Here is a 22,208-nt window from a genome sequence, read left to right as displayed (position 1 = left end):
GGATCGGTTTTTTTCGTCATCGCTCATACTTCACAACTGGTGATTTTTCTTTATGCAACGCATGAATCAATGCATCGTCTACATGCAAATGCTCCTTCACTAATTGAGGAGGGGTTAAGGCCATCCATTGGTTCAATGAAATATCAGCAAATCGATCGCTTTTAAACATTTCTAGAAACCAAAGGCTCGTTTGCCCGATATTTTGTATGTAATGCCCCATCCCGAAAGGAACATAACCAACATCACCTGCTCTGTAATTAAAAGTGCGAGCTGTCCCGCCTGCCCCAAAAACCGTCATTTTGGCTGTACCGGTTAAATAGTATTGCCACTCATCATTATTCGGGTGCCAGTGCATTTCTCTCATCCCGCCAGGTTTTACCTCCACAAGTGCAGCAGCAATGGTTTTAGATACTGGAAAATTGCGTGAGTCGACGATTCGCACGGTTCCACCAGAGGTCACGATTGGTTTTTGACGAAGGAGCTGGTGGGTAAATGGCGGTTTGATGCCGCCGTATGGATCAGAGACTGTTTGGCTTTCAATAGATGCCGGTGAAGAGCCTTGAAACATATAGCGCTGTTTATGTGGAATGCGGTCAAACAGCTTGATTGGCACGCCGAAATTAGCAGAAAGAATGTCTTTTGGTGTATGAGCAAACCAGTCTGTGATGGTGAACGTATCAAATTCAGAAAAAGCACCATCATCAAACACAAGGAGAAACTCACAGCCATCCTCAAGACCTTGAATGGAGTGCGGAATACCGGGCGGGAAATACCACAAGTCTCCTTCTTCTACATCAGCGATCATATTCCGTCCTTCTGCATCTACAGATGTGATCCGGGCTTTGCCTAAAATCATATATGCCCATTCCGCCTGCTTATGCCAATGAAGCTCACGAACACCTCCGCGCGTAAGCCGCATGTTTACACCAGCAATCGTTGTTGAAACAGGCAGCTCTCGCTCGGTAATTTCTCTCGACCAGCCGCCATGATTCAAGTGCATATGTGTATCAGAATATGAAAATTTTAAATTAGGAATCGTCCCCGCATCCGTTTTAGGGGGAACGAACATATCTGGGTTCTCCATATCGCGCAGAACGTCTCGCGGGCCTAAATCGGTTGCGCCGGCCCCATCGTCTCGAATCGGTTGCGGGATGTGACGAATCTCCTCATCCATTTGATACCACTCCTTGTCATTCACATTTCTCCTCCAAAATATATGAGGCGTAAGAAAAAAAGATTCAATTGGAATCGGATGAAAGGTGCTTTTGAATACGCAAAGCTAATCGCAAGCGCAATGTTGCGTCAGGATCTTTTAGGCTGATCTGGAGCAGTTCTTCACATTTCTCCAGTCGATATATCACGGTGTTGCGATGAACAGATAAACGCTTGGCTGTTTCTGAAATATGGCAATGTGTTTCGACATAAACAGATAAGGTGTGGAGAAGATTTGGATCGACTTGTGGTTGTTCATATAATGGGTGGAGGTACCGCTCATAGAATGTTGTTAAATCTTTTGCTGGGATGAGCCTCAGTAAATCTGACACATCTTTTGCTTGATAGAACTGAATATATTCAGCTCGTAATGAGAGCTGGCCTGATTGCAGAGCATGGGCAGCTTCACTGAATCCTTTTGGCAGATCGGTGATGAGATAACCGCTTAAGCTCACACCAAAGGAAATGGTGGCATTCACATGCTGTTTAATAAGGATCTGCATTTGTTTTAAAAAAGAGCAGATCGATTTGTTCATTGCCTGCCACCCGCCAGTCTCTTCTATAAGGAAGATGCCGATATCTCCTTTGACAAAAAGAAAGGCGGGATATGGACAGTGCGAAAGGGTGCTTTCAAGTAAAGCAAACACATCATCTACAAGGGTTTGCTGCTTAAGGAAACAAGTGAAATGACTGCTCTGATCAAGTTGACAGACGATACATAAATAGGGAATCGTTGTGTTTAATCCAAACATGCGTGCTAGGCGGGTGACATCTTGCTCTGAGGAAATCGTGCCCTCCATCCATTTGCGAAACCATTCATTTTTGGCTCGCTCTGTCGATTGCTTGATAGCATGTTGTTTGATGCGTGAAATGGACATGGCATTTACAGCTTGTTCAATTATCAAATGCAGCCCCATGTCGTCTTGAGGATGAATGAAGGCGGGAACGACTAAATAATCATAAGCTTGTTCGTTTATATAGATAGGAAAAACAGAAAGGCTTTCTTTTGAATGAACCATAGAAAAATATTGCTGCTGCGTACTGTGAAGCAAGCGGAGCATTTGTATCCAATCTGGATTTGTCATACCTTGGGGTGAGGTGAAAAGAATACGTCCATACTGATTGATCAAATAGACAGGCTGATGAATTCTTTGGGCCACTTTTTGCAATGCTTCAACATGATGATCGACAATGTTCATATCCACTCATTCTCCTTTTTTAGAGCTGAAGCCTTTGGTGAAGATGAATAAAAAAATGGACAATCGCTGTCAAAGTCTCTGATATCAATATTATGTTATCAGCTCCATTCAATTTAGATAGAAAGTTGTGATGTAATATCACAAAAAAGATGGCAGGGCAACATCACATCAGTCATCTTCATTCAGAAAAATGGGTAAATATGATATGTTGTAGACAGAAGAATTTCTTTCAGAAAGATGGGTATCCCAAGAAACAAAGACTTTCAATGGGAAAATCCGTTTAGACAAGCAAGTGGCAAGAGGTGAGATAGATGATTTATATCGGATTAACTGGCTGGGGCGATCATGACAGTCTGTACCCGCCGAGAATCGGCAGCTCTCAAAAGCTGTTTCACTACGCATCAACGTTTCCCATTGTGGAACTGGATGCAAGCTTTTATGCTGTTCAGCCTGAGCGGAACCATGAAAAATGGATAAAAGATACGCCAGACGCCTTTCAATTTGTTGTGAAAGCATATCAAGGAATGACCGGGCATCAAAGAGGCGAGATCCCGTTTGCTTCAAAGGAAGAAATGTTTGATGCCTTTATTCTTTCACTGACTCCTCTCATTCGAGCAGGGAAACTGGCGATGGTTCTGTTTCAATTTCCACCATGGTTTGATTGCAAAAAGGAGCACGTCCACTATTTAAGATGGTGTAAGGAGAAGATGGGGGACATTCCTTGTGCACTCGAATTCCGAAACCGAACTTGGTTTTCAGACGAGTTTTATGAACAAACCTTATCCTTTATGGAGAAAGAAGAGTGGATTCATTCCGTCTGTGATGAACCGCAAGTCGGAGAAGGATCTATACCGCCAGTCATAAAAGCCACACACCGTGACAAAACATTGGTCCGTTTCCACGGAAGAAATAAACAAGGCTGGCTTCACCCGGCAGATCATGAGAACTGGCGTGAAGTTCGTTACTTATATTTATATAATGAAGCTGAACTAAAGGAATGGAAAAAGAACCTCGACATCCTGCATCAACAATCGAAAGATGTATATGTCGTATTTAATAATAACTCAGGCGGAGATGCGGCGACGAATGGCCAGCAAATGATTGATTTGCTGGATTTGACGTATTCAAGCTTATCCCCGAAGCAGTTAGATTTATTTAGTTAAACGAGAGCTGCGGCTTTCAACTTGAACGAGACGGTTCAGTGACAACTTGAGGGAGAGATCAACATGCTGCAAAAGCTATGGTTATATCATACAAACGACTTGCACAGCCACTTTGAAAACTGGCCAAAAATCGCAGCTTATATTGAAGAAAAGCGTCAAGTTCACGATCAGATGCTCTTATTTGATATTGGCGATCATATGGATCGAGTAAACCTTGTATCAGAAGCTGATTATGGAAAAGTGAATGTCAAACTTCTCAATCAGCTTGGCTATGATGGCGTCACAATTGGTAATAATGAAGGCATTACGTTGCCTCATGAGCAGCTCGACCAATTGTACAAAGACGCGCAATTCCCGGTGATTTTATCTAATTTATTTGAAAAAGGCAAAAGACCATCGTGGGCAAAGCCTTATGAAGTGATCACGTTGAAAAATGGACTGAAGATCGCCGTCTTAGGGGTGACCATTGCGTATACACCTGTCTATGAAAAGCTGGGCTGGGACATTACAGACCCATTTGAGAGCATACGGGAGATGCTACAAGAAGTGAAAGGACAAGTCGATGTCATTGTTCTTCTTTCCCATCTAGGCATTATCCATGATCGAGAGGTAGCCCATGACTTCCCGGAAATCGACATCATCTTAGGCTCACATACGCATCATCTTTTAGAACAGGGCGAGATGGATAATGGCGTTCTTCTTGCATGTGCTGAAAAGTATGGGCATTATATTGGCTGTGTCGAGCTGACCATTGACACAGCGAGTAGCGAGCTCATCGAGAAAAAAGCGACGGTGCAATCAGTGGACCAGCTGATCAGTGAATCCGATGAAGCGATCACGACTTTACAGAAAGCAGAAAGAAGAGCGAAGTCACTCATGCAGGAAAAAGTGACATCCATTAAATCTAAGCTCGAAACAAAGTGGTTTGATGACTCCCAGCTTCCACAGCTTTTAACAGATGCCATTAAAGAATGGTGCGAGGCAGATATCGGCATGATGAATGCTGGGATGGTGCTTGATTCATTAGAGGCTGGCATCGTCACAAGAGAAGACATTCACCGGATATGCCCGCATCCCATTAATCCAATCAGGGTGACACTTACTGGGAAGCAATTGATCGAAACAGTGTCTCGTGGCTGTGAAGAAAAAATGGAACAGCTACGCATCAAAGGCTTTGGCTTTAGAGGCGAACTGATGGGGAAAATGCTATACAGCGGTTTGACTTATTCATTAGAAGAGGGCGAAGCCAAACGAGTAAAAGAGGTCTATGTAAACGATCAACTCGTCAAAGAAGATGATTCCTATACGGTTGGCACAGTGGATATGTATACACTTGGCTCTCTTTTTCCTCATATACGTGACCATGAACACATTGAATATTTCATGCCGGAATTTTTACGTGATGTCCTGAGCTGGCGATTGAAGGACGCAAAGTGAAATCCGCTCCAGCCTAACAACACTTGCCCTCCCTTCACATAGATTGTGTTGAAGGGAGTGAAGGGATATGGTGAATTTAACACCTATTACAATTGATGGCCATTCCTTTACAGCCGTCACCGTCAAACTGCCAAAGACCAATTTCATGGCAGTGACAAATGAGCATGGTTATATTATGTGCGGTGCACTTGATGTCGGGCTCCTAAATGAAAAGCTTGCAGATAGAGGAATCATCGCAGGAAGAGCAGTCGGTGTAAGAACCATCGAGCAATTGCTGGATGCACCTTTAGAATCTGTGACATATGCCGCTGAGTCGCTCGGCATTCATGCTGGCACAATTGGAAGAGATGCATTATTAAAAATGGTGAAATAAAATGAACAGATGATTCCTATCCCCCCGCCTGTCTGCATACACTTGTAATGGAGAAGGGGGGATTTTTTATTGAGATTAAACCGCCGTTATCGCCCCTATAAAAAGGGCCCTCTGCCATTTCGTTATGTCATGCTGCTTGCCATATTATTTTTTGTGCTCTCAACTGTCATTAGCCTATTCTTCATCAATCGTTCCATTAAACCAACGTTGATTCACATTGCTGAACTAGAAACAGAACGAATTGCCAATCATCTCATCCAATATTCTGTTCAGGATTTTGCAGATGATCAGGAGAATATGAAGGATATGGTTGTGATGAATACAAGTGAGAACGGCAAAGTAACAACTATCGACTTCAATGCGCAAGCAACATCGAAAGCAATGGCTGACCTGTCACGTCACCTTCAAAAAAATCTAGAGGACATTGAAAAGGGGAATTTTCAAAAAGAGGCAAAAGAAGCATTAAAGGATCAAACAGATGGACATGACGGCATTATATATAACATTCCGCTTGGGCAAGCGTCCGGAAATGCACTTATCGCCAACCTAGGACCAAAAGTACCTGTACGATTTAGTGTCATTGGTGACCCGCATACAGACGTTGAAAAAAACATCAAGCCATATGGCATTAACAATGCCTTGATTGATATTAGTGTGCTCATTGAGGTGAAGGTGAGAGTCATCATCCCATTCGCCTCAGAAACCATCGTCGTCAAAAACTCCGTGCCTGTCTCCATTCAAGCCGTTCAAGGAGACGTCCCAGATTATTATAATGGCAGCGGAACAAATTCAGGCGCACCATCGATTGTTCTGCCAGAGAAAAAGGATAAGAAAGAATAACAGCCCAATGGACGAATTGGGCTGTTTTTTTCATACGCTGTGATTGCATATAGTGTTTTTGTGATGCACGTTTTATTGTTACGAAACAGACAGTCTTGTCCTTGCATCATTTTCATCGGTGATATAGGTCACGTCTTCAAATCCACATTCAACTGCATTCTTGTATAGCCATTCGAGTGTTCCCTTATTTTTGCAATAGATCGTGACATAGGAGCAATCGGCTACTAAAAGAACAAGCTCGCATTGGCTTTCAATAAATTCTTCATAGGTCTTAATATGAGTCAATGTCCCTTTTGGATATGCTTGTAAATCGGCGAAAATCATATAATACGTCTTGTTTTCAATGAGGTGTTTGAGTTCTATACCGTCCATTTCTGTTTTACCTTCAGGAAAAAGTTCTTCATCTTTTTCGCCATCAACTAGTATATTCGAGTCTTCGGTATCGATTCGCCAGCTGAATTTAGTGATGTCGATCGGTTTTAGCACTTCTCCAAGGAAGCCTCCGTATTCATTTGGAATGGTAAAGGTCAGTCCTCTTTTCAAAAAACAACCCCCTAACTACTCTTTGTGAAGTAATCTTTCATTGGCTGCGATGCTTAGACTTATTTATGTGATCTGTTCATCTTATCCTAATTAACCACTTGATTCCATACGAATCGCGTGCCATGATAAATGTTCATTGTTTTCCTTTTTGAATAGTGTAGCTATCCTGAAGGCTGATTTTTCACGATCGTCAGTTATGAAAGTGAGAGGAGGATTTGATTGATATGAAGAAAATTCATGTAAGCGGATTTTGTTTTTTAGTATTTGCCATTGTATTTAGTGCTAAATATATGTCAGCATCGATATTATTAGCTGGGAGTGACAGTTTGAGTGTCGACTTATTTAGAGGGATGTTTGACATGATTCCACTTGAAGTAACAGTTGTGTATCTCCTTTTTTTCATCATGGGTATTCTTTTTTTAGTTTTAGGATTGAAAGAAAAGCATAAGCAGTAACAGTAGACAAGTGATGACCGGGAAAATGTTGATACATATTAAAAGGAGAAGCCAGCGGTATCGCTAAACTTCTCCTTTTATTTATCGACGTTTCCGCTCGGCTCTTTCCCATGCCCTTAAATGAGGGTAAGGATCAAACGACCATTCAGTTCGTCCATTGTCTTTATACATGCCGTAATGAAGGTGTGGCGGGAATTTTCCTGCTGTGCCAGGTGGACCGTAACCGGAGCTTCCGACTGATCCGATGACTTGGCCAGGTTCTACAATCTGCCCAGCTTTGAGTCCTTTAGCAAAGCCATTTAAGTGGGCAAAATAATGATAATGATTATGAATATCTCGAATGCCGATCCGCCAGCCGCCAAAGCGATTCCAGCCTTTCATTTCAATCACTCCGTACGATGTCGCACGAACAGGAAGACCGTAATGAGCAAAAAGATCAGTGCCCTCATGAATTCTTCTGCCTCCAAAGCCTCTCGCATCACCCCATGTACTCCTGTAGCTGTAGTCAGCGCCAACCGGAAGAGGAAACGCATGCTTACCAAGGTCAAGATGGCCGTAATGCTTATAGAGCTTCATAAAAGATGAAATGATTCCAACGGTTTGATCACGTCCGTAATAATCCCACAGCGCGATTTTTAATTGATCGATGCTGCTGCCGTAATGAAGCAAGTATTGAGCAAACGTGAACAGGACATCTTCATCGTTATCGATTTCCGCTTTTCCATCCCCATTTCCATCAAGCCCAATACCGTCGAACACTTTAATGCTTAATGGTGAGGTATCTTGCTTATTTGGATTTTCTGGTCCTATCCACATTTCCCGGGGAATGTAGATGCCAATCACACCTGTTTGTTTGGGTAAATCTCTTCTGCTTTTGCGTATATTGTGTTCATACTGATCAACCGCAGCAAGTACATACCACGGGACCTGTGTGGTGATGGCGATCTTTTCATACAGTGCCATTCGCTGTTTTAATTCATCAGGCTGTTTGTTTGCCCCTTGTGCATGGACTGATGCGGGAATCATTGAAAGAGCGATGATGATCGCTAAAACCACTTTCACAAACGTCCATCTCCTTTCTTCGAACATCTCTTCTACCGTTTAGTGTGGTTTGATCACGTTATTTCATAAGAAGAAAATGTTAGTAATTTTCTTCTGTTATTTTAGGAGTCTTTTGGGTATTTTTGCAGCTCATTCCCTTGTTGTTCAATCTGTACTATGTTAAAGTGTCTAAAGAAAAGGCCTTAGGCCGAAGATTCAATTTTTTGCGGCAACAGCTGCATCCATCGTATATAGCAGGAAGATGATTGTATATGCACCTTTAACGAATTCATATGGAGATGATGGAATTGGCAAAGAAGGAAGAGCACGTAAGAAAACCGGACTGGCTTAAAATTAAGCTGAATACGAATGAAAACTATACCGGTTTGAAAAAAATGATGCGGGAAAACAACCTGCATACCGTTTGTGAGGAAGCGAAATGTCCGAATATTCACGAATGCTGGGCAGTGAGAAGAACTGCTACATTTATGATCCTCGGATCTGTTTGTACGCGCGCATGCCGTTTCTGTGCGGTGAAAACCGGACTTCCTACTGAATTAGACTTGCAAGAGCCAGAACGCGTGGCAGATTCAGTGGCTTTGATGAATTTAAAGCACGCTGTTATAACAGCGGTTGCAAGGGATGACCAAAAAGATGGCGGAGCAGGCGTGTTTGCTGAAACTGTTCGTGCCATTAGAAGAAAAAGTCCATTCACAACAATTGAAGTTCTCCCTTCAGACATGGGTGGCAATTATGATAATTTGAAAACGTTAATGGATACACGCCCTGATATTTTAAATCACAATATTGAAACAGTACGCAGGTTAACACCAAGAGTTCGTGCACGGGCTACATACGATCGTTCATTGGAATTCTTGCGTCGTGCAAAAGAAATGCAGCCTGACATTCCAACGAAATCAAGCATTATGATTGGACTTGGTGAAACGAAGGAAGAAATCATTGAAGTTATGGATGATCTTCTTGCTAATAACGTCGACATCATGGCAATTGGTCAGTATTTACAGCCTTCGAAAAAGCATTTGAAAGTGCAAAAATACTACCATCCAGATGAGTTTGCAGAGCTGAAGGAAATTGCCATGTCAAAAGGCTTTAGCCACTGTGAAGCTGGACCGCTTGTCCGTTCTTCTTATCATGCAGACGAACAAGTAAACGAAGCGTCTAAGAAGCGTCAGGCGCAAGCATAACAAAGAAAACGCCAGAGCTCTCTGGCGTTTTTTCTCGTATTAATTTTGGCCGTAAGGTGCGTTTCGTCTCATGGTCCGATCGGAATTCGTCATGCCATTGGCATCTTCTTTCGTTGAAATATCTCCGCCTTGAGGAGAGTATTTCATTTGTTGAATCGTTTTTGTTAAAATTTGATCAAAATCACGTGAATTGGTTTGAAGACGTGAAAAATTGGCAATGGATTGAAAGTGCTCTGGGTTATCAGAGACGTACACATGATAATAACGAGGGAGAACAGAAACCGCTGTTTTTTTCACTTGATCGGCTGATTCATCTCGGTTTTTGTTGCCTGTTCGATACACAATGAGGGCATCCTCGTCTGTGACAAGTGTTGCTGCATCCTTTATATTTGGCAGCTGGATGGCTAAACTTGTAATCACGTGGGCAAGGTGCTCACGATTTAAAGCAGGGGTTCTTTCCTTTTGATCGGTTACTTGCTGGCGCTGATAACGAACATAGCCTGCTCGATTCGTATCTGCTTCTGGCATGTTGGAATTATTTCCTTCATGACGATCAGACAGGCGGATTGTCTTGCTGGAAGAATCTTCATCCACTTGCCGGTTCATGCCTGATTGAAAGCCGCACCCGCCTAAAAGCATGCATAGGAGAATAGTGGCTGTGAGTTGTTTCATCATAAATGTGACCTCCTTTTTTCTTTAGCTTCGGCTAAATCGGAAAAAACATGCTTTAGCAATTGATGGAGTTGTTCCAATGAATTATCATTAAAGATGGATCGTTTAAAAAGAGGTGAGAAGATGATCGTCATTCAGAATGCTACCTTTGATCTTGTCAGAGAAATCAAAGACGGCTTTGATGAGGAAGCGTTTAAAGCAAGGTACTCAGATATTTTAAATAAGTATGATTATATTGTGGGGGATTGGGGCTACAACCAGCTTAGGCTGAAGGGGTTTTTTGATGACCAAAACCAAAAGGCCACATTCGATACAAAAATCAGTACACTCGATGAATACATTTATGAATACTGTAATTTTGGCTGTGCCTATTTTGTCTTAAAGCGGATTAGAAAATAACGCAAAGGGGAGCGTCATGATGTATTTCGTAGACAGAAAGAAGATTGAAGAGACATTACGTTTTTTTGAGGAGCAATATGATTTGATGCGCAGTCATCAAACATGGTCAAGCCCTTTAGAAAAAAAAGCGCTGGAACGAATTGTTCATTTGCTCGTCGAATGTATTCTTGATACAGGAAATGATATGATTGACGGCTTTATCATGCGGGACCCGGGAAGCTATGACGACATCATGGATATTCTTGTGGACGAAAAGGTTGTACCAACAGAAGAAGGCACTCACCTGAAAAAACTGGTCTCGTGCCGTAAAACACTTGTTCAGCAATACCAAGAAGTGGTTCATCACGATTTGTTGCAGGTCATCAGTGAGGTAGAACAGGCGCTGCAAGTCTTCCCGAATCGAATTCGCACTTACTTGGAGCAGGAGCTTGGACCAGTATCAGCGTTTAAATAAACCATTGGAGTTGTATGCAGCATGAAATACAAAGGCTATTTAATTGATTTAGACGGGACGATGTATAAAGGAACAGAAAAGATTGAAGAGGCGGGGCAATTTGTTCACAAGTTAAATGAGTTGAACATCCCTTATTTGTTTGTCACGAATAACTCTTCACGCACGCCGAAGCAAGTAGCAGAGAAACTGGTTTCATTCGATATTCCAGCAACGGAAGAACAAGTCTTTACAACAAGTATGGCGACGGCAAACTATATCGCAGAACAAAAGAAAGATGCCTCGGTGTATGTGATCGGAGAAGAAGGCATTCAGCAGGCCATCGAAGAAAAAGGCTTGTCGTTTGGTCAAGAAGACGCTGATTTCGTTGTCGTTGGAATAGACCGCGGTATTACATATGAAAAACTAGCAGTAGGAGCCATTGCGATCCGTCAAGGTGCACAATTTGTTTCAACAAATGGAGATATTGCCATTCCGACAGAAAGAGGGCTGTTACCTGGAAATGGATCGTTAACATCTGTGCTGACGGTTACAACAACAGTGCAGCCAACATTTATCGGAAAGCCAGAGTCTATCATTATGGAACAGGCCATGCGGGTGCTCGGGACAGATGTGTCAGAGACGCTCATGGTGGGCGATAATTATGATACCGATATTATGGCAGGGATGAATGCAGGGATGGATACACTGCTTGTCCATACAGGCGTCACGACAAAAGAGCTGCTTCAGAAATATGACAAACAGCCAACCTATGTCATTGATTCATTATCTGAGTGGATTGAACGATTATCTTAATGAAAAGAGGACAAGCGTAAAGAGTGGAGTGAAATTCACACTAATATTGAAATAATTTGGAAATCCCCTTACATTACTCATACTTTTTCAATAAAAAACACACAGTTATACTGAATCAAAGTAGCTGTGTGTTTTTATTTTTCATTTTTTGAAAAAATTGGAGGTAATTGGTGTATAATGTCGAAGTGTAAAAAGAACTAACGCTAAAGGGTGTAAATGGATGAATGTTATAAAAAGAGAAGTTGGTGCTCAAGGGAAAGGGTTTAGACTACAGCGATTAAGGGCAATAAAATTATTACTTGACAAAATGAATGTTTCAGAAAAAGCAGTAGTATATTCTGCAACAGAGTATCTGGATGATGTTTATTTGAAGTTTATTAATGATGGTGTTGTAGAAGAGATATCAGAAGGAGATAAGAACTATGATTCTAAAAACTCTTTTAGTTTTATGTCAAATGAAGTGAAAAATAGTATGATAAGCTTTTTAGATTGTTGGTTTCAATATGAATCAGAAGGATTAACTTTATGTTTTTATACAAATGTAAAAATAGGTAAAGAAAATAATTCACAATATACTAAGAAATTAAATTTAGAAATGCCTAAAAAGCCGATTATTGAATTGCTTATTGAAAAGAATTATTATGAGGATAATTTATTAAACATTGTGAAAATTGTATTATTACATGAATATAAAATTCAATATGAGGGTAAAAAAGAGAGCGGTTTTTTAACTCAATTAAAGGAAATGTCAGATGAATTATGGATAGCGTTTCTAGATAAAATTGACTGGAAATTCGAACAAGAAAATGAAGCAGAGTTAGAGAAAACACTGATCAAAGATATATCTACTCAAAGATTTTATAATACTGCAAACTTAAATGGAAAGGAATCATATGTTATTTCTGCATTATTGGATCTCTTTGAGAAAAGACAAAATGTTAAAGATTTATTAGGTCGATTAATTACTGATTCTGAAGTTAGAAGAGTTCTACTTGAAGTTGCCACACATAATTATAAAAGAAATGACCCAGTGTATGCACAGTGGGAAAAAATAGAACCTTCTGATAACAGAAATTTGAAAGAAAAAATTGAAGGTGTCGCTCCAAAATATAACCCGAAAAAACTAGATATGTATGCAAGGAAAATTGGTGCTGTAAAACTTGAGTTAGAGAAAATAGATAGTAGGGAGAAAAGTGCTTATCAGTATCGGATATTTGAGGCTTGTGAAGAAAAATTATTAGAAATACTAGAATCAATTGATACAGAAGTTGTTAGCCCCGAACAAGTTGATATTTGGATGGAAGAGATTTCTATTTTCGCAAGCGGTCATATAGATGAAAAATCAAAAGATTTTGCTTACCCTTTTAAGAATAAAGATACTTTAAAAAACACTATCTTAGAACTTTTTGATAGCTGTTATCTTTCTTTTGATAGGTGATGTGAATATGAAAAAAGACAAAAATAACAATTATGTTTATGAAAAACAAAATTTGGACGTAAAAAAAAGAATAATGTTTGCTAAAGACGAAGATTATAATTTCATTACTTATAATATATTAATTCTATTAGATACATATGATTGTAATAATAGTAAATCTAAGTGGACTGACTATCGAAAACTAAATTATTTGTTACCTTTTATTTCAAATAATTCAATATTAGAGATTTTTTTAAAATATCATAATAGTCAACAACACTTAAAAAGAGATGATTTGGAGATTTTGAGAATCACATATATTAAGAGTAGATTAAACTTGAAACTTGTTGCTTCAATTTTATTTACTCTTGAAGCTAATGGATATGTAAATATGTCCAAAAATGAGAAAAGACGTACGGTTGATATTTGGATTAATAAAAAAAATATCTCGAGAAAATTTTTAAGGTCTGATCTTTTTAGCGTTGAAATTTCTAACATTAATAAAATTAAGGAAGCAATTCCACGACTGAAAATGCTTAAAACTTTAACATTATTAGAAAGGTTATACGAGGAAAATGGAGTGAGAGTATGGGAGAGTTAGCTTTAAAGAGGATTATTTATAAAGGAGATAAATATCATTATTCATCTAGAGAGTTGAAAAGAGGGCTTCAAATAGTAGAAGCAGAAAATGGAGCAGGTAAAACAACTTTTAGTTCTTTGGTTAGTTATGGGTTAGGAATGTACGTTAAGCAATTTGATTTTAAGAACAATAAAGAAAATCATATTGAAATATACAACGACACAAATAATTATGTTTTACTAATAATTACTCTAAATGGTGTTGATTATGAAGTCACAAGGTATTTTAATCCATCCAATAATAATATTATTTTTGTCAAAGGCAATGGAACAGAATCAAGTTTTGTTTTAAATAGGAAAGCGATTTCTAAAAAGGATGATTTAACTTTCTCTGATTGGATACTTGAGCAACTTGGAATTAAGGTATGCGAGATTTATCAAGGGACTAGGAAATTTAAGATTAGTTTTTCCGATTTGTTTCGTCTTATTCATTATGACCAAGATACGAGTGACCAAAAGATTTATAAAGAACATAGGAATGAGAGCAATTTTATATCTGATTCAATTGCTGTTAGAAAAGTAATATTTGAATTATTAGTGGGGTATCAGTTTTCTGATTATTATGCTTTAATTGGCGAGTATAACCATACAGAACGTGAGACAAATACTTTGAAAACTACGTTAGAGAATTATGAAGAAATGGCAGCTCGGATGAAGTATAGAGTTAGAGAGATAAATCTAGAAGATGCTATAAATGAAGTTGCTCAACTAAAAACACAAATTGAAAAATTAGATTTATTTAGGAGAAATTTAAAACAATCAGAATATAACCTTGTTCAATTTGATAGCTTTATTGAAAAGCTCCGAATAAAGAAGTTTAATAGAGATAACTCAATAACTGAATTGGAATCAAGTATTAAGGCGACTACAATAGAACTAAACAATCTTCAAAAGTTAAGAAGTGATTTAGTACTGGAAGTTACACAAATTAAAAAAATTATTCTAGCACATGAAGAGCTAAATATTTTCTCTCCTAATACTTGTCCAAGTTGTCTGAGTAATGTACAAAGAAGGGAAAATCACTGTATTTGTGGACATCCAATTGATGAGAGTGAATATGAAAAATTTTTTTATAGTGCTGATGAATACCTAGCAATTCTCAAATCAAAGCAAAAATCGGTAGAGACAATTGAAGCAGCGATTAAATCTTGTGAAGAAGAGCTTAAATATTCAAAAGAGAAATTAATAAATTTAGAAATAGATAGAGACAAACTCAAAGATAAACTATTAGAGGTTAAAGATGATATTAAAAATACCTCAAATGATATCGAGTTAAATACTGTAAATGATAGGTTGTTAGAAGTTAAAAACAATCTACAAATTAGTGAGCAAAGACTTAATATAATAAAACAATATTACGAAATAAAAAAAGAATATACTAAGGGTAGAGGGAAACTAGAAAAGTTAGATTTGAAGTTGAAAAAGATGGAAAAAATTGCAAGTGAACTGATAGGCAAGCAAAAAACTGAATTCGAAGCTATCTATAGTAATCTTATGAAAAAAGCTGATAATCAAGTAAACAGAGTGGAGTTAGATGAGAATTATATGCCAATTATTAATGGAGGCACATATAGACAAGCAAGTTCCTATGTTCCACGGAGATTTTTATACTATTTAACATTAATAAAATTGTCTCTTGAATCTATAAATGTTCCATTTCCAAAGTTCTTACTAATTGATACACCAGAAAATTTAGGGATAGATGAAGAAAACTTAATTAAATGTATGTCATTAATTGATGAAGTTGCAAATGTTAATGAAGGTAAATTCTCGACTTTTCAAATTATCTTAACTACAGGTAGAAATAAGTATCCAGAAAAATATAATAACTTTGTGATAGAGAGGCTTACAGAAGAAAATAAATTATTAAAGAATATCAGGTAGAAATATTCTTTAATGTTGTAATAGCTTGACAGTTGACTAATACTGTTTGTAGTCTATTGTGCGTTTTTGAATTGTTTTCAATTTTAAAAAGATTATTCTAAGAAACATACAAAACGTTAAAAACTATTAGATGTTAGAGCTTAAAAAGGGGGAATTTTGAATAACATTAATTTCACTATAAAAAAGAGGACAAGCGTTACGCGCGCGTCCTCTTTTTCTTTATTCTGCATTTCTCGCACTATGTGCCAGTCTACTTGATGCTGCCGCAGCAATAGCACCGACAATGTCATCTAAAAAGGTGTGGCATTCGCCTGAGGATTTATCGTTGAGTTTCCCAAGAATCCCTGGTTTTTCTTTATCGATATATCCGTAATTCGTAAAGCCGATGGAGCCATAAATATTAACGATGGCAAAGGATAAAATTTCATCAACCCCATATAGACTTTCATCTGTTTCAAGAATGGATTGCAGCGGTTCTGTCAGCTTTTTTTGCTCAGCGAGAACATCTAGTTCAACGCCTGTTAAGATGGCATTTTGGACTTCACGTTTTGCGATGACACGTTCCACATTGTGGATGCACTCTGTCATGTCTAAGCCAGGATGATATTTTTCCTGTAAAAAGAAGACAAGGTCTGCTATATCTTGAATGGTTACGCCTCGTTCCTGTAAACGGCGTCTTGCTGTTTTTTCTACTTCGTTCATCTCATGATGATGCGGCATGTTCCTCACCCAATCCTCGTAATTTGTCCACAACGTGTGAAAAAGCTTCGGATAGTAAATAGTATTCATAAATCCCTCAACCTGCGACTACGATATGATAAGAGACTGATTTTATGAACGCAGGTGAAATCATGAAAGAAACCATTTATCACACATTTGGTATTGATGTGCGTCAATTTATGCCATATGGCAGTTATCAGAGCTTTCAAACGGCGAAAGCTCTCTTTATCATTGTTCCCGTGTCTCATTTGCGAGAAGAAGAACTCACAGAGCTTTATCATATCAGTCAGTATTTACTGAATGACGGTGACCCATACGTTGCCGTGTTTGAATTAACAAACGAAGAGAAACCGACTTTTACCCATGGAAAAGAACTGTACGCTCTATTAAAGGCAGCACCGCGGGTTACAAGCCGCTCATTTCAGCACGCATCAGAGCTGGCGGCCTTTCATGTCAGGGGGAGAGGGTTTCCATATGAGGTGTCTGAAACAAAACGTGTCGGAGCTTGGAAGGAATTATGGGCAAAACGGTTAGACCAGCTGGAAGGCTTTTGGATGCAGCAAATGCATCAAAAACCACTTGAACGATTTGAAAAGAAATTCATTGAATCCTTTCCGTATTATCTCGGATTAACGGAAAATGCCATTCAATATTTAGTGGATACAGAGCTTGATGATGAACCAAAAGAATGTGATTCAGGAACTGTTTGTCATCAGCGCTTTTCACGTATGACCTGGCCACACGAGCAGCCGCTTCGTTTACCTGTTGACTGGGTATTTGACCACCCAACAAGAGATATCGCGGAATATTTAAGAGAAACCTTTGTCCAGCATAAGGAGGATTTAATTGAAGAGGGATTCTCCTTTTTGCAGCAATATGAGCAGGTTACGCCTCTTTCATCGTTTTCAAAGCGACTGCTGTACAGCCGTCTTCTGTTTCCGCTTCATTATTTTGAAATTGTCGAAGGGTATTATATGTCAGGAGAAAATGAAAAATCTTATTATGAAGAACGATTAGATTACGTTTTAAATGATGCGAACCGCTACGAATATTTTCTCAAGGTGTTTCAAGAATTGAGTGCCATGCGCAGCGGTGGGCATCTCATTCCTCCTGTTGGATGGATTCATCAATCCGCTGATTTGAAGTTTCAGTGAACAGACGAAACGTCTCTTTTCTCTTGAGGCGTTTTTCGTTATGCTTAAAGAAAGCAACCAAAGGAGTGTTCTTCTTGACGAAACCTTATGTCTATATCACAAGAAAGCTTGATGAAACAACACTTACACCATTAAAAGAAGTCGCTCATATTGACATGTGGACGAGCGAGGATGAGCCGTGTCCAAGAGAAGAGTTAGAAAAACAAGCGGCTCAAGCAGATGGGCTGCTCACGATGCTGTCAGATCAAGTAGATGAGGCACTTTTATCAAATGCTCCAAATCTAAAAGTGGTCGCGAATCTCGCGGTCGGCTATGACAATATTGATCTAAAGGCAGCTAAAAAGCACGGGATCACGGTATGTCATACACCGGACGTCTTAACAGAATCGACGGCTGATTTAGCCTTTGCGCTTTTGATGGCGTCAGCAAGACGAATTGTCGAAGCGAGTGATTGGATTAAGGATGGGAACTGGACAGGCTGGGGACCGCTTCTTCTAGCTGGTGCTGATGTGCATCATAAAACGTTAGGGATTGTCGGAATGGGCAGTATTGGAACCGCACTGGCCAAGCGGGCAAAAGGTTTTGATATGAATGTTCTGTATCATAATCGTTCAAGAAAGCCAGAAGCAGAAGCGCAGCTAGGTGTGACCTATGCCGCATTTGATGAGCTGCTTACGCAGTCTGATTTCATCGTTTGTTTGACGCCTTTAACGCCTGAAACGAAAGAAATGTTTAATAAGAAAGCATTTGAGCAGATGAAGAACACGGCTTACTTCATCAACGTTTCCAGAGGGCAGACGGTAGACGAAGATGCTTTATATGATGCTGTCACGACAGGGAAAATTGCAGGAGCAGGTCTTGATGTATTTAGCAAGGAACCAGTCAGCCCAGATCACCCGTTAACGACATTACCAAATGTAACAGTGCTTCCTCATATCGGAAGTGCAAGTGTTGAAACGAGAAAAAACATGATGCATTTATGTGCTGAAAATATTGCGCTTGTCCTGCAAGATCAGCAAGCCAAAACGCCAGTTCAGGCGTAATCTCAAGCTTCCCGGCTTCGGGAGCTTTTCTCACAAAAATATTTTGAAAATATAGAATCTTGATATAAATAGCTGTTAAGCGGTTTCATTCTCATATTCTCTTATTTTATTACCTTGTCAAAATGAGGATACCCCTTTATAATGTGTGTACATTGAATGTCTGTGTTAGGTTAACAAATGTCTTTTTAGAGAGGACATTTACGGAGAAAGGTGGAATTTCAGGTGAAGGCAATTCGAGTTGGACTACTAGGATTAGGAACAGTGGGGAGCGGTGTCGTTAAGATTATTCAAGATCATCAGGATAAATTAATGCACCAGATCGGCTGTCCGGTATTAATACAAAAAGTGCTTGTGAGCAATCCCGATAAAAAAAGAGATGTGGATGTGGCAAGAGAGGTCTTCACAACTGAAGTATACGATGTGATTCGAGATCCAGAGGTCGACGTCATTATTGAAGTGATGGGCGGCATTGAAGAGACAAAACAATATTTAATAGATGCACTAAATGAGAAGAAGCATGTCATTACAGCTAATAAGGATTTAATGGCGCTATATGGCACAGAGCTTTTACATGTAGCAAAAGAAAACGGCTGTGACCTTTACTATGAAGCGAGTGTCGCAGGTGGGATTCCGATTTTGCGTACACTAGAGGAAGGTTTAGCCTCTGACCGCATCACAAAAATGATGGGAATCGTGAACGGGACAACGAACTTTATTTTAACAAAAATGAATGTCGATAAAAGTGCGTATGAAGATGTATTAAAAGAAGCGCAGGATCTTGGCTTTGCAGAAGCAGATCCGACGGCGGATGTAGAAGGACTGGATGCGGCAAGAAAGATGGCCATCCTGGCAAGACTCGGCTTTTCCATGAATGTAGACTTAGAGGATGTGAAAGTGAAAGGCATCTCTGACATCTCGGATGAGGACATTAATTTCAGTAAACGTTTTGGCTATACAATGAAGCTAATCGGAATTGCTCAAAGGGATGGAGAGAAAGTGGAGGTCAGCGTACAGCCAACTTTACTTCCTGATCATCACCCGTTATCTTCCGTCAACAATGAATTTAATGCTGTCTATGTTTACGGAAGTGCTGTCGGAGAAACGATGTTTTACGGACCTGGAGCAGGCAGCCTGCCAACGGCAACTGCTGTTGTCTCTGATTTAGTCGCTGTTATGAAAAACATGCGTCTTGGTGTGAATGGCAGTGGATTTATTGCACCGCAATTTGAGAAGAAAATCAAATCATCATCCGAAGTATTTGCACAGCAATTTTTAAGAATACATGTGAGAGATCAAGTCGGAGCTTTCTCCCGCATTACATCGATTTTTTCTGAAAGAGGCATCAGCTTTGAAAAGATCCTTCAGCTTCCTGTCAAAGGGCATGATGAGCTGGCTGAAATTGTGATTATTACACATCAAACATCAGAAGAAGATTTCTCAAATATCCTGCAAACATTAAACGATCTCGACGTGGTGGTTCAAGTGAAGAGCACGTATCGAGTAGAAGGGAACGGTTTAAGCTGATGAAGTGGAATGGACTCATTGAAGAATTTCAAGAATTCTTACCAGTAAACGAACAAACACCTAAACTAACATTAAATGAAGGAAACACACCGCTGATTCATCTCGCAAAGCTATCTGAAAAGCTAGGGATTGAACTTCATGTGAAAACAGAAGGCGTCAACCCTACAGGTTCTTTTAAGGATCGCGGGATGGTCATGGCCGTCGCAAAAGCAAAAGAAGAAGGCAATGATACGATCATGTGTGCATCGACAGGGAATACATCTGCAGCAGCGGCAGCTTATGCGGCGCGCGCTGATATGAAATGTATTGTCATCATTCCAGATGGAAAAATTGCCTTCGGTAAGCTGGCGCAGGCTGTCATGTACGGAGCAGAGATCATTGCCATTGACGGCAACTTTGATGACGCACTTAAAATTGTCCGCAGCATCTGTGAAAAAGCACCGATCGCACTTGTTAACTCCGTCAATCCATACCGAATTGAGGGACAAAAAACAGCGGCATTTGAAATCTGTGAGCAGCTAGGCTCCGCACCGGACGTACTGGCGATTCCTGTTGGGAATGCGGGGAATATTACAGCGTACTGGAAAGGCTTCAAAGAATATCATGAGAAAAAAGGCACGGGACTGCCAGTCATGCGTGGTTTTGAAGCAGAAGGTGCTGCAGCCATCGTTCGAAATGAAGTCATTGAGCAGCCAGAAACAGTCGCAACAGCCATTCGCATCGGAAACCCTGCAAGCTGGAAGCAAGCTGTAGCAGCGGCAGATGAATCAAACGGGAAAATTGATGAAGTGACAGATGAAGAAATTCTTCATGCCTATCAATTGATCGCACGTGAAGAAGGTGTGTTTGCAGAGCCAGGCTCTTGTGCATCAATTGCAGGTGTACTCAAACAAGTGAAATCTGGAGAAATTAAGCCAGGCAGTAAAGTCGTCGCTGTACTGACAGGAAACGGATTAAAAGATCCAAATACGGCGATTGATATTTCGCACATCAAACCGGTCACACTAGATGCAGATGAAGATCAAATTCTTGAACATTTAGAAAAGGCCGCACGCGTATGAGTAACGCCTCCATGCTTTTTTCAATCACAGTACCGGGAAGCACTGCCAACTTAGGACCAGGCTTTGACTCAGTCGGAATGGCGCTCAGCCGCTATTTAAAGCTATCGGTCTATGACCATGATAGCTGGCTGTTTGAAGCAGAAACAGATGTTGTGTCTGGTATTCCATCAGGCACCGATAATCTGATCTACCAAACAGCTAAAAAGGTCGCAGATGACTTTGGAAAAACACTCCCGCCTGTTCATGTCAAAGTGTGGAGTGATATTCCATTAGCAAGGGGGCTGGGCAGCAGCGCTGCTGCCATTGTCGCCGCTATTGAGCTCGCTAATCAGCTGCTTGAATTAAAGATGACCGATGATCAGAAGCTCTTTTTTGCAAGTGAGGTAGAAGGTCATCCAGATAATGCGGGTGCCTCTTTATTCGGTGGTTTACTCATCGGTCTTCATGAAGAAGACAAGACACATGCCGTTAAAGTGCAGCATGTGGATGTAGATGTCGTCGTCGTGATTCCTTTTTATGAAGTGCTCACAAAGGATGCCCGTGATGTCCTGCCAGAGGATTTTTCCTATAAACAGGCCGTGAGTGCGAGTGCAGTGAGTAACGTCCTTGTTGCCGCCTTAATGACGCAGAACTGGCCGCTTGTAGGGGAAATGATGAATAAAGATTTATTTCATCAGCCATACCGCACGATGCTTGTCCCAGAGCTATCAAAGGTGGAGCACGTTGCTTCATTAAAAGGCGCGTATGGAACAGCATTAAGTGGTGCTGGGCCGACTATTTTGACCTTAGTGGAAAAAGGGAAGGGAGAAGCGCTGAAAAAGCAGCTTGCCCAAAATTTCCCGCATTGTGAAGTGGATGTACTGACGGTGCCGGTAGAAGGTGTCGTCGTCGAGCATCATTCTGTGAATCAAATGAAGAACGTGCTGTGAAGAAGCACGTTCTTTTTTTATCCTTGTTTTTCATAACAAAAGCAGGGATTAT

23 protein-coding genes are annotated in these 22,208 nt (G+C 40.1%); 17 read left to right on the top strand and 6 right to left on the bottom strand.

Annotation, left to right across the window (positions count from 1 at the left end):
* Positions 1-16 precede the first annotated feature (16 nt).
* Both ES896_RS00990 and ES896_RS00985 read right to left on the bottom strand, forming a co-directional pair.
* Positions 17-1,174, bottom strand: coding sequence for an oxalate decarboxylase family bicupin (locus ES896_RS00990; RefSeq protein ID WP_007500396.1), 1,158 nt, complete (start codon positions 1,172-1,174; stop codon positions 17-19).
* Between the two features lie 64 nt (positions 1,175-1,238).
* The gene (locus ES896_RS00985) at positions 1,239-2,411 is read right to left on the bottom strand and encodes a PucR family transcriptional regulator (RefSeq protein WP_135226249.1); all 1,173 of its coding nucleotides are present in this window, start codon (positions 2,409-2,411) and stop codon (positions 1,239-1,241) included.
* 311 nt (positions 2,412-2,722) lie between these two features.
* Between ES896_RS00985 and ES896_RS00980 the strand changes: the two genes are divergently transcribed.
* The 4 genes from ES896_RS00980 to yunB all read left to right on the top strand — a co-directional run bounded on the left by ES896_RS00980 (position 2,723) and on the right by yunB (position 6,224).
* Entirely contained in the window at positions 2,723-3,574 is an 852-nt protein-coding gene (locus ES896_RS00980; protein WP_135226248.1) for a DUF72 domain-containing protein, read from the top strand.
* 63 nt (positions 3,575-3,637) lie between these two features.
* On the top strand, positions 3,638-5,011 hold the full coding sequence (locus tag ES896_RS00975; protein WP_135226247.1) for a bifunctional metallophosphatase/5'-nucleotidase: 1,374 nt from the start codon (positions 3,638-3,640) through the stop codon (positions 5,009-5,011).
* Positions 5,012-5,078: 67 nt separating this feature from the next.
* Positions 5,079-5,384 carry a YunC family protein gene (locus tag ES896_RS00970; RefSeq protein WP_007500404.1) on the top strand — a complete coding sequence of 102 codons (306 nt, stop codon included), beginning with the start codon at positions 5,079-5,081 and terminating at the stop codon, positions 5,382-5,384.
* Positions 5,385-5,453: 69 nt separating this feature from the next.
* Complete coding sequence (gene yunB, locus ES896_RS00965; RefSeq protein WP_135226246.1) at positions 5,454-6,224, top strand: sporulation protein YunB; 771 nt, start codon at positions 5,454-5,456, stop codon at positions 6,222-6,224.
* A 78-nt stretch (positions 6,225-6,302) separates the two neighbouring features.
* On the opposite strand, the gene ES896_RS00960 is transcribed toward yunB, so the two are convergent.
* Complete coding sequence (locus ES896_RS00960; protein WP_081114360.1) at positions 6,303-6,767, bottom strand: DUF2691 family protein; 465 nt, start codon at positions 6,765-6,767, stop codon at positions 6,303-6,305.
* A gap of 224 nt (positions 6,768-6,991) precedes the next feature.
* Here ES896_RS00960 and ES896_RS00955 point away from each other — a divergent pair, with 224 nt between their 5' ends.
* Positions 6,992-7,222, top strand: coding sequence for a hypothetical protein (locus ES896_RS00955; protein ID WP_008346846.1), 231 nt, complete (start codon positions 6,992-6,994; stop codon positions 7,220-7,222).
* 81 nt (positions 7,223-7,303) lie between these two features.
* Here the strand turns inward: ES896_RS00955 and ES896_RS00950 are convergent, their stop codons facing one another.
* Positions 7,304-8,248, bottom strand: coding sequence for a M23 family metallopeptidase (locus tag ES896_RS00950; protein ID WP_234710308.1), 945 nt, complete (start codon positions 8,246-8,248; stop codon positions 7,304-7,306).
* A gap of 323 nt (positions 8,249-8,571) precedes the next feature.
* On the opposite strand from ES896_RS00950, the gene lipA reads away from it, so the two are divergent.
* Positions 8,572-9,468 carry a lipoyl synthase gene (gene lipA / locus ES896_RS00945; protein ID WP_008360456.1) on the top strand — a complete coding sequence of 299 codons (897 nt, stop codon included), beginning with the start codon at positions 8,572-8,574 and terminating at the stop codon, positions 9,466-9,468.
* 39 nt (positions 9,469-9,507) lie between these two features.
* Here lipA and ES896_RS00940 read toward each other — a convergent pair whose 3' ends face one another.
* Complete coding sequence (locus ES896_RS00940) at positions 9,508-10,143, bottom strand: YhcN/YlaJ family sporulation lipoprotein (protein ID WP_007500413.1); 636 nt, start codon at positions 10,141-10,143, stop codon at positions 9,508-9,510.
* Positions 10,144-10,263: 120 nt separating this feature from the next.
* Here ES896_RS00940 and ES896_RS00935 point away from each other — a divergent pair, with 120 nt between their 5' ends.
* From ES896_RS00935 to ES896_RS00910, 6 genes are all read left to right on the top strand, one after another.
* On the top strand, positions 10,264-10,539 hold the full coding sequence (locus ES896_RS00935) for a YutD family protein (protein WP_008346837.1): 276 nt from the start codon (positions 10,264-10,266) through the stop codon (positions 10,537-10,539).
* A gap of 19 nt (positions 10,540-10,558) precedes the next feature.
* Positions 10,559-10,993: a DUF86 domain-containing protein gene (locus tag ES896_RS00930; protein ID WP_024719757.1), complete on the top strand. Its 435-nt coding sequence runs from the start codon at positions 10,559-10,561 to the stop codon at positions 10,991-10,993.
* Between the two features lie 21 nt (positions 10,994-11,014).
* The gene (locus ES896_RS00925) at positions 11,015-11,785 is read left to right on the top strand and encodes a TIGR01457 family HAD-type hydrolase (protein ID WP_008346835.1); all 771 of its coding nucleotides are present in this window, start codon (positions 11,015-11,017) and stop codon (positions 11,783-11,785) included.
* Between the two features lie 220 nt (positions 11,786-12,005).
* Entirely contained in the window at positions 12,006-13,223 is a 1,218-nt protein-coding gene (locus ES896_RS00920; protein ID WP_135226245.1) for a hypothetical protein, read from the top strand.
* 7 nt (positions 13,224-13,230) lie between these two features.
* Positions 13,231-13,803, top strand: a complete 573-nt coding sequence (locus ES896_RS00915; RefSeq protein WP_017367986.1) for a hypothetical protein — start codon at positions 13,231-13,233, stop codon at positions 13,801-13,803.
* A complete protein-coding gene (locus tag ES896_RS00910) occupies positions 13,791-15,725 on the top strand; it encodes a coiled-coil domain-containing protein (RefSeq protein WP_135226244.1) in 1,935 nt (644 codons plus the stop codon). The genes ES896_RS00915 and ES896_RS00910 overlap by 13 nt, the downstream gene beginning before the upstream one ends.
* 219 nt (positions 15,726-15,944) lie before the next feature.
* Here the strand turns inward: ES896_RS00910 and ES896_RS00905 are convergent, their stop codons facing one another.
* Positions 15,945-16,445: a phosphatidylglycerophosphatase A family protein gene (locus ES896_RS00905; RefSeq protein ID WP_024719755.1), complete on the bottom strand. Its 501-nt coding sequence runs from the start codon at positions 16,443-16,445 to the stop codon at positions 15,945-15,947.
* A 113-nt stretch (positions 16,446-16,558) separates the two neighbouring features.
* Here ES896_RS00905 and yutH point away from each other — a divergent pair, with 113 nt between their 5' ends.
* From yutH to thrB, 5 genes are all read left to right on the top strand, one after another.
* Entirely contained in the window at positions 16,559-17,599 is a 1,041-nt protein-coding gene (gene yutH, locus ES896_RS00900; RefSeq protein ID WP_035389301.1) for a spore coat putative kinase YutH, read from the top strand.
* Positions 17,600-17,673: 74 nt separating this feature from the next.
* A complete protein-coding gene (locus tag ES896_RS00895) occupies positions 17,674-18,642 on the top strand; it encodes a 2-hydroxyacid dehydrogenase (protein ID WP_017367983.1) in 969 nt (322 codons plus the stop codon).
* Between the two features lie 222 nt (positions 18,643-18,864).
* Positions 18,865-20,166: a homoserine dehydrogenase gene (locus ES896_RS00890; protein ID WP_017358915.1), complete on the top strand. Its 1,302-nt coding sequence runs from the start codon at positions 18,865-18,867 to the stop codon at positions 20,164-20,166.
* On the top strand, positions 20,166-21,227 hold the full coding sequence (gene thrC / locus ES896_RS00885) for a threonine synthase (protein WP_008346825.1): 1,062 nt from the start codon (positions 20,166-20,168) through the stop codon (positions 21,225-21,227). Before ES896_RS00890 ends, thrC begins: the two co-directional genes overlap by 1 nt.
* The gene (thrB, locus tag ES896_RS00880) at positions 21,224-22,156 is read left to right on the top strand and encodes a homoserine kinase (RefSeq protein WP_007500423.1); all 933 of its coding nucleotides are present in this window, start codon (positions 21,224-21,226) and stop codon (positions 22,154-22,156) included. Before thrC ends, thrB begins: the two co-directional genes overlap by 4 nt.
* Positions 22,157-22,208: the final 52 nt, after the last annotated feature.

Source organism: Bacillus sp. 005/A4HT-01/001 (genome assembly GCF_004634445.1).
Classification (GTDB): Bacteria; Bacillota; Bacilli; order Bacillales; family Bacillaceae; genus Bacillus; species Bacillus altitudinis.
Note: the sequence above shows the minus strand (reverse complement) of the source record. Positions and strands in the feature narration are given on the sequence as shown.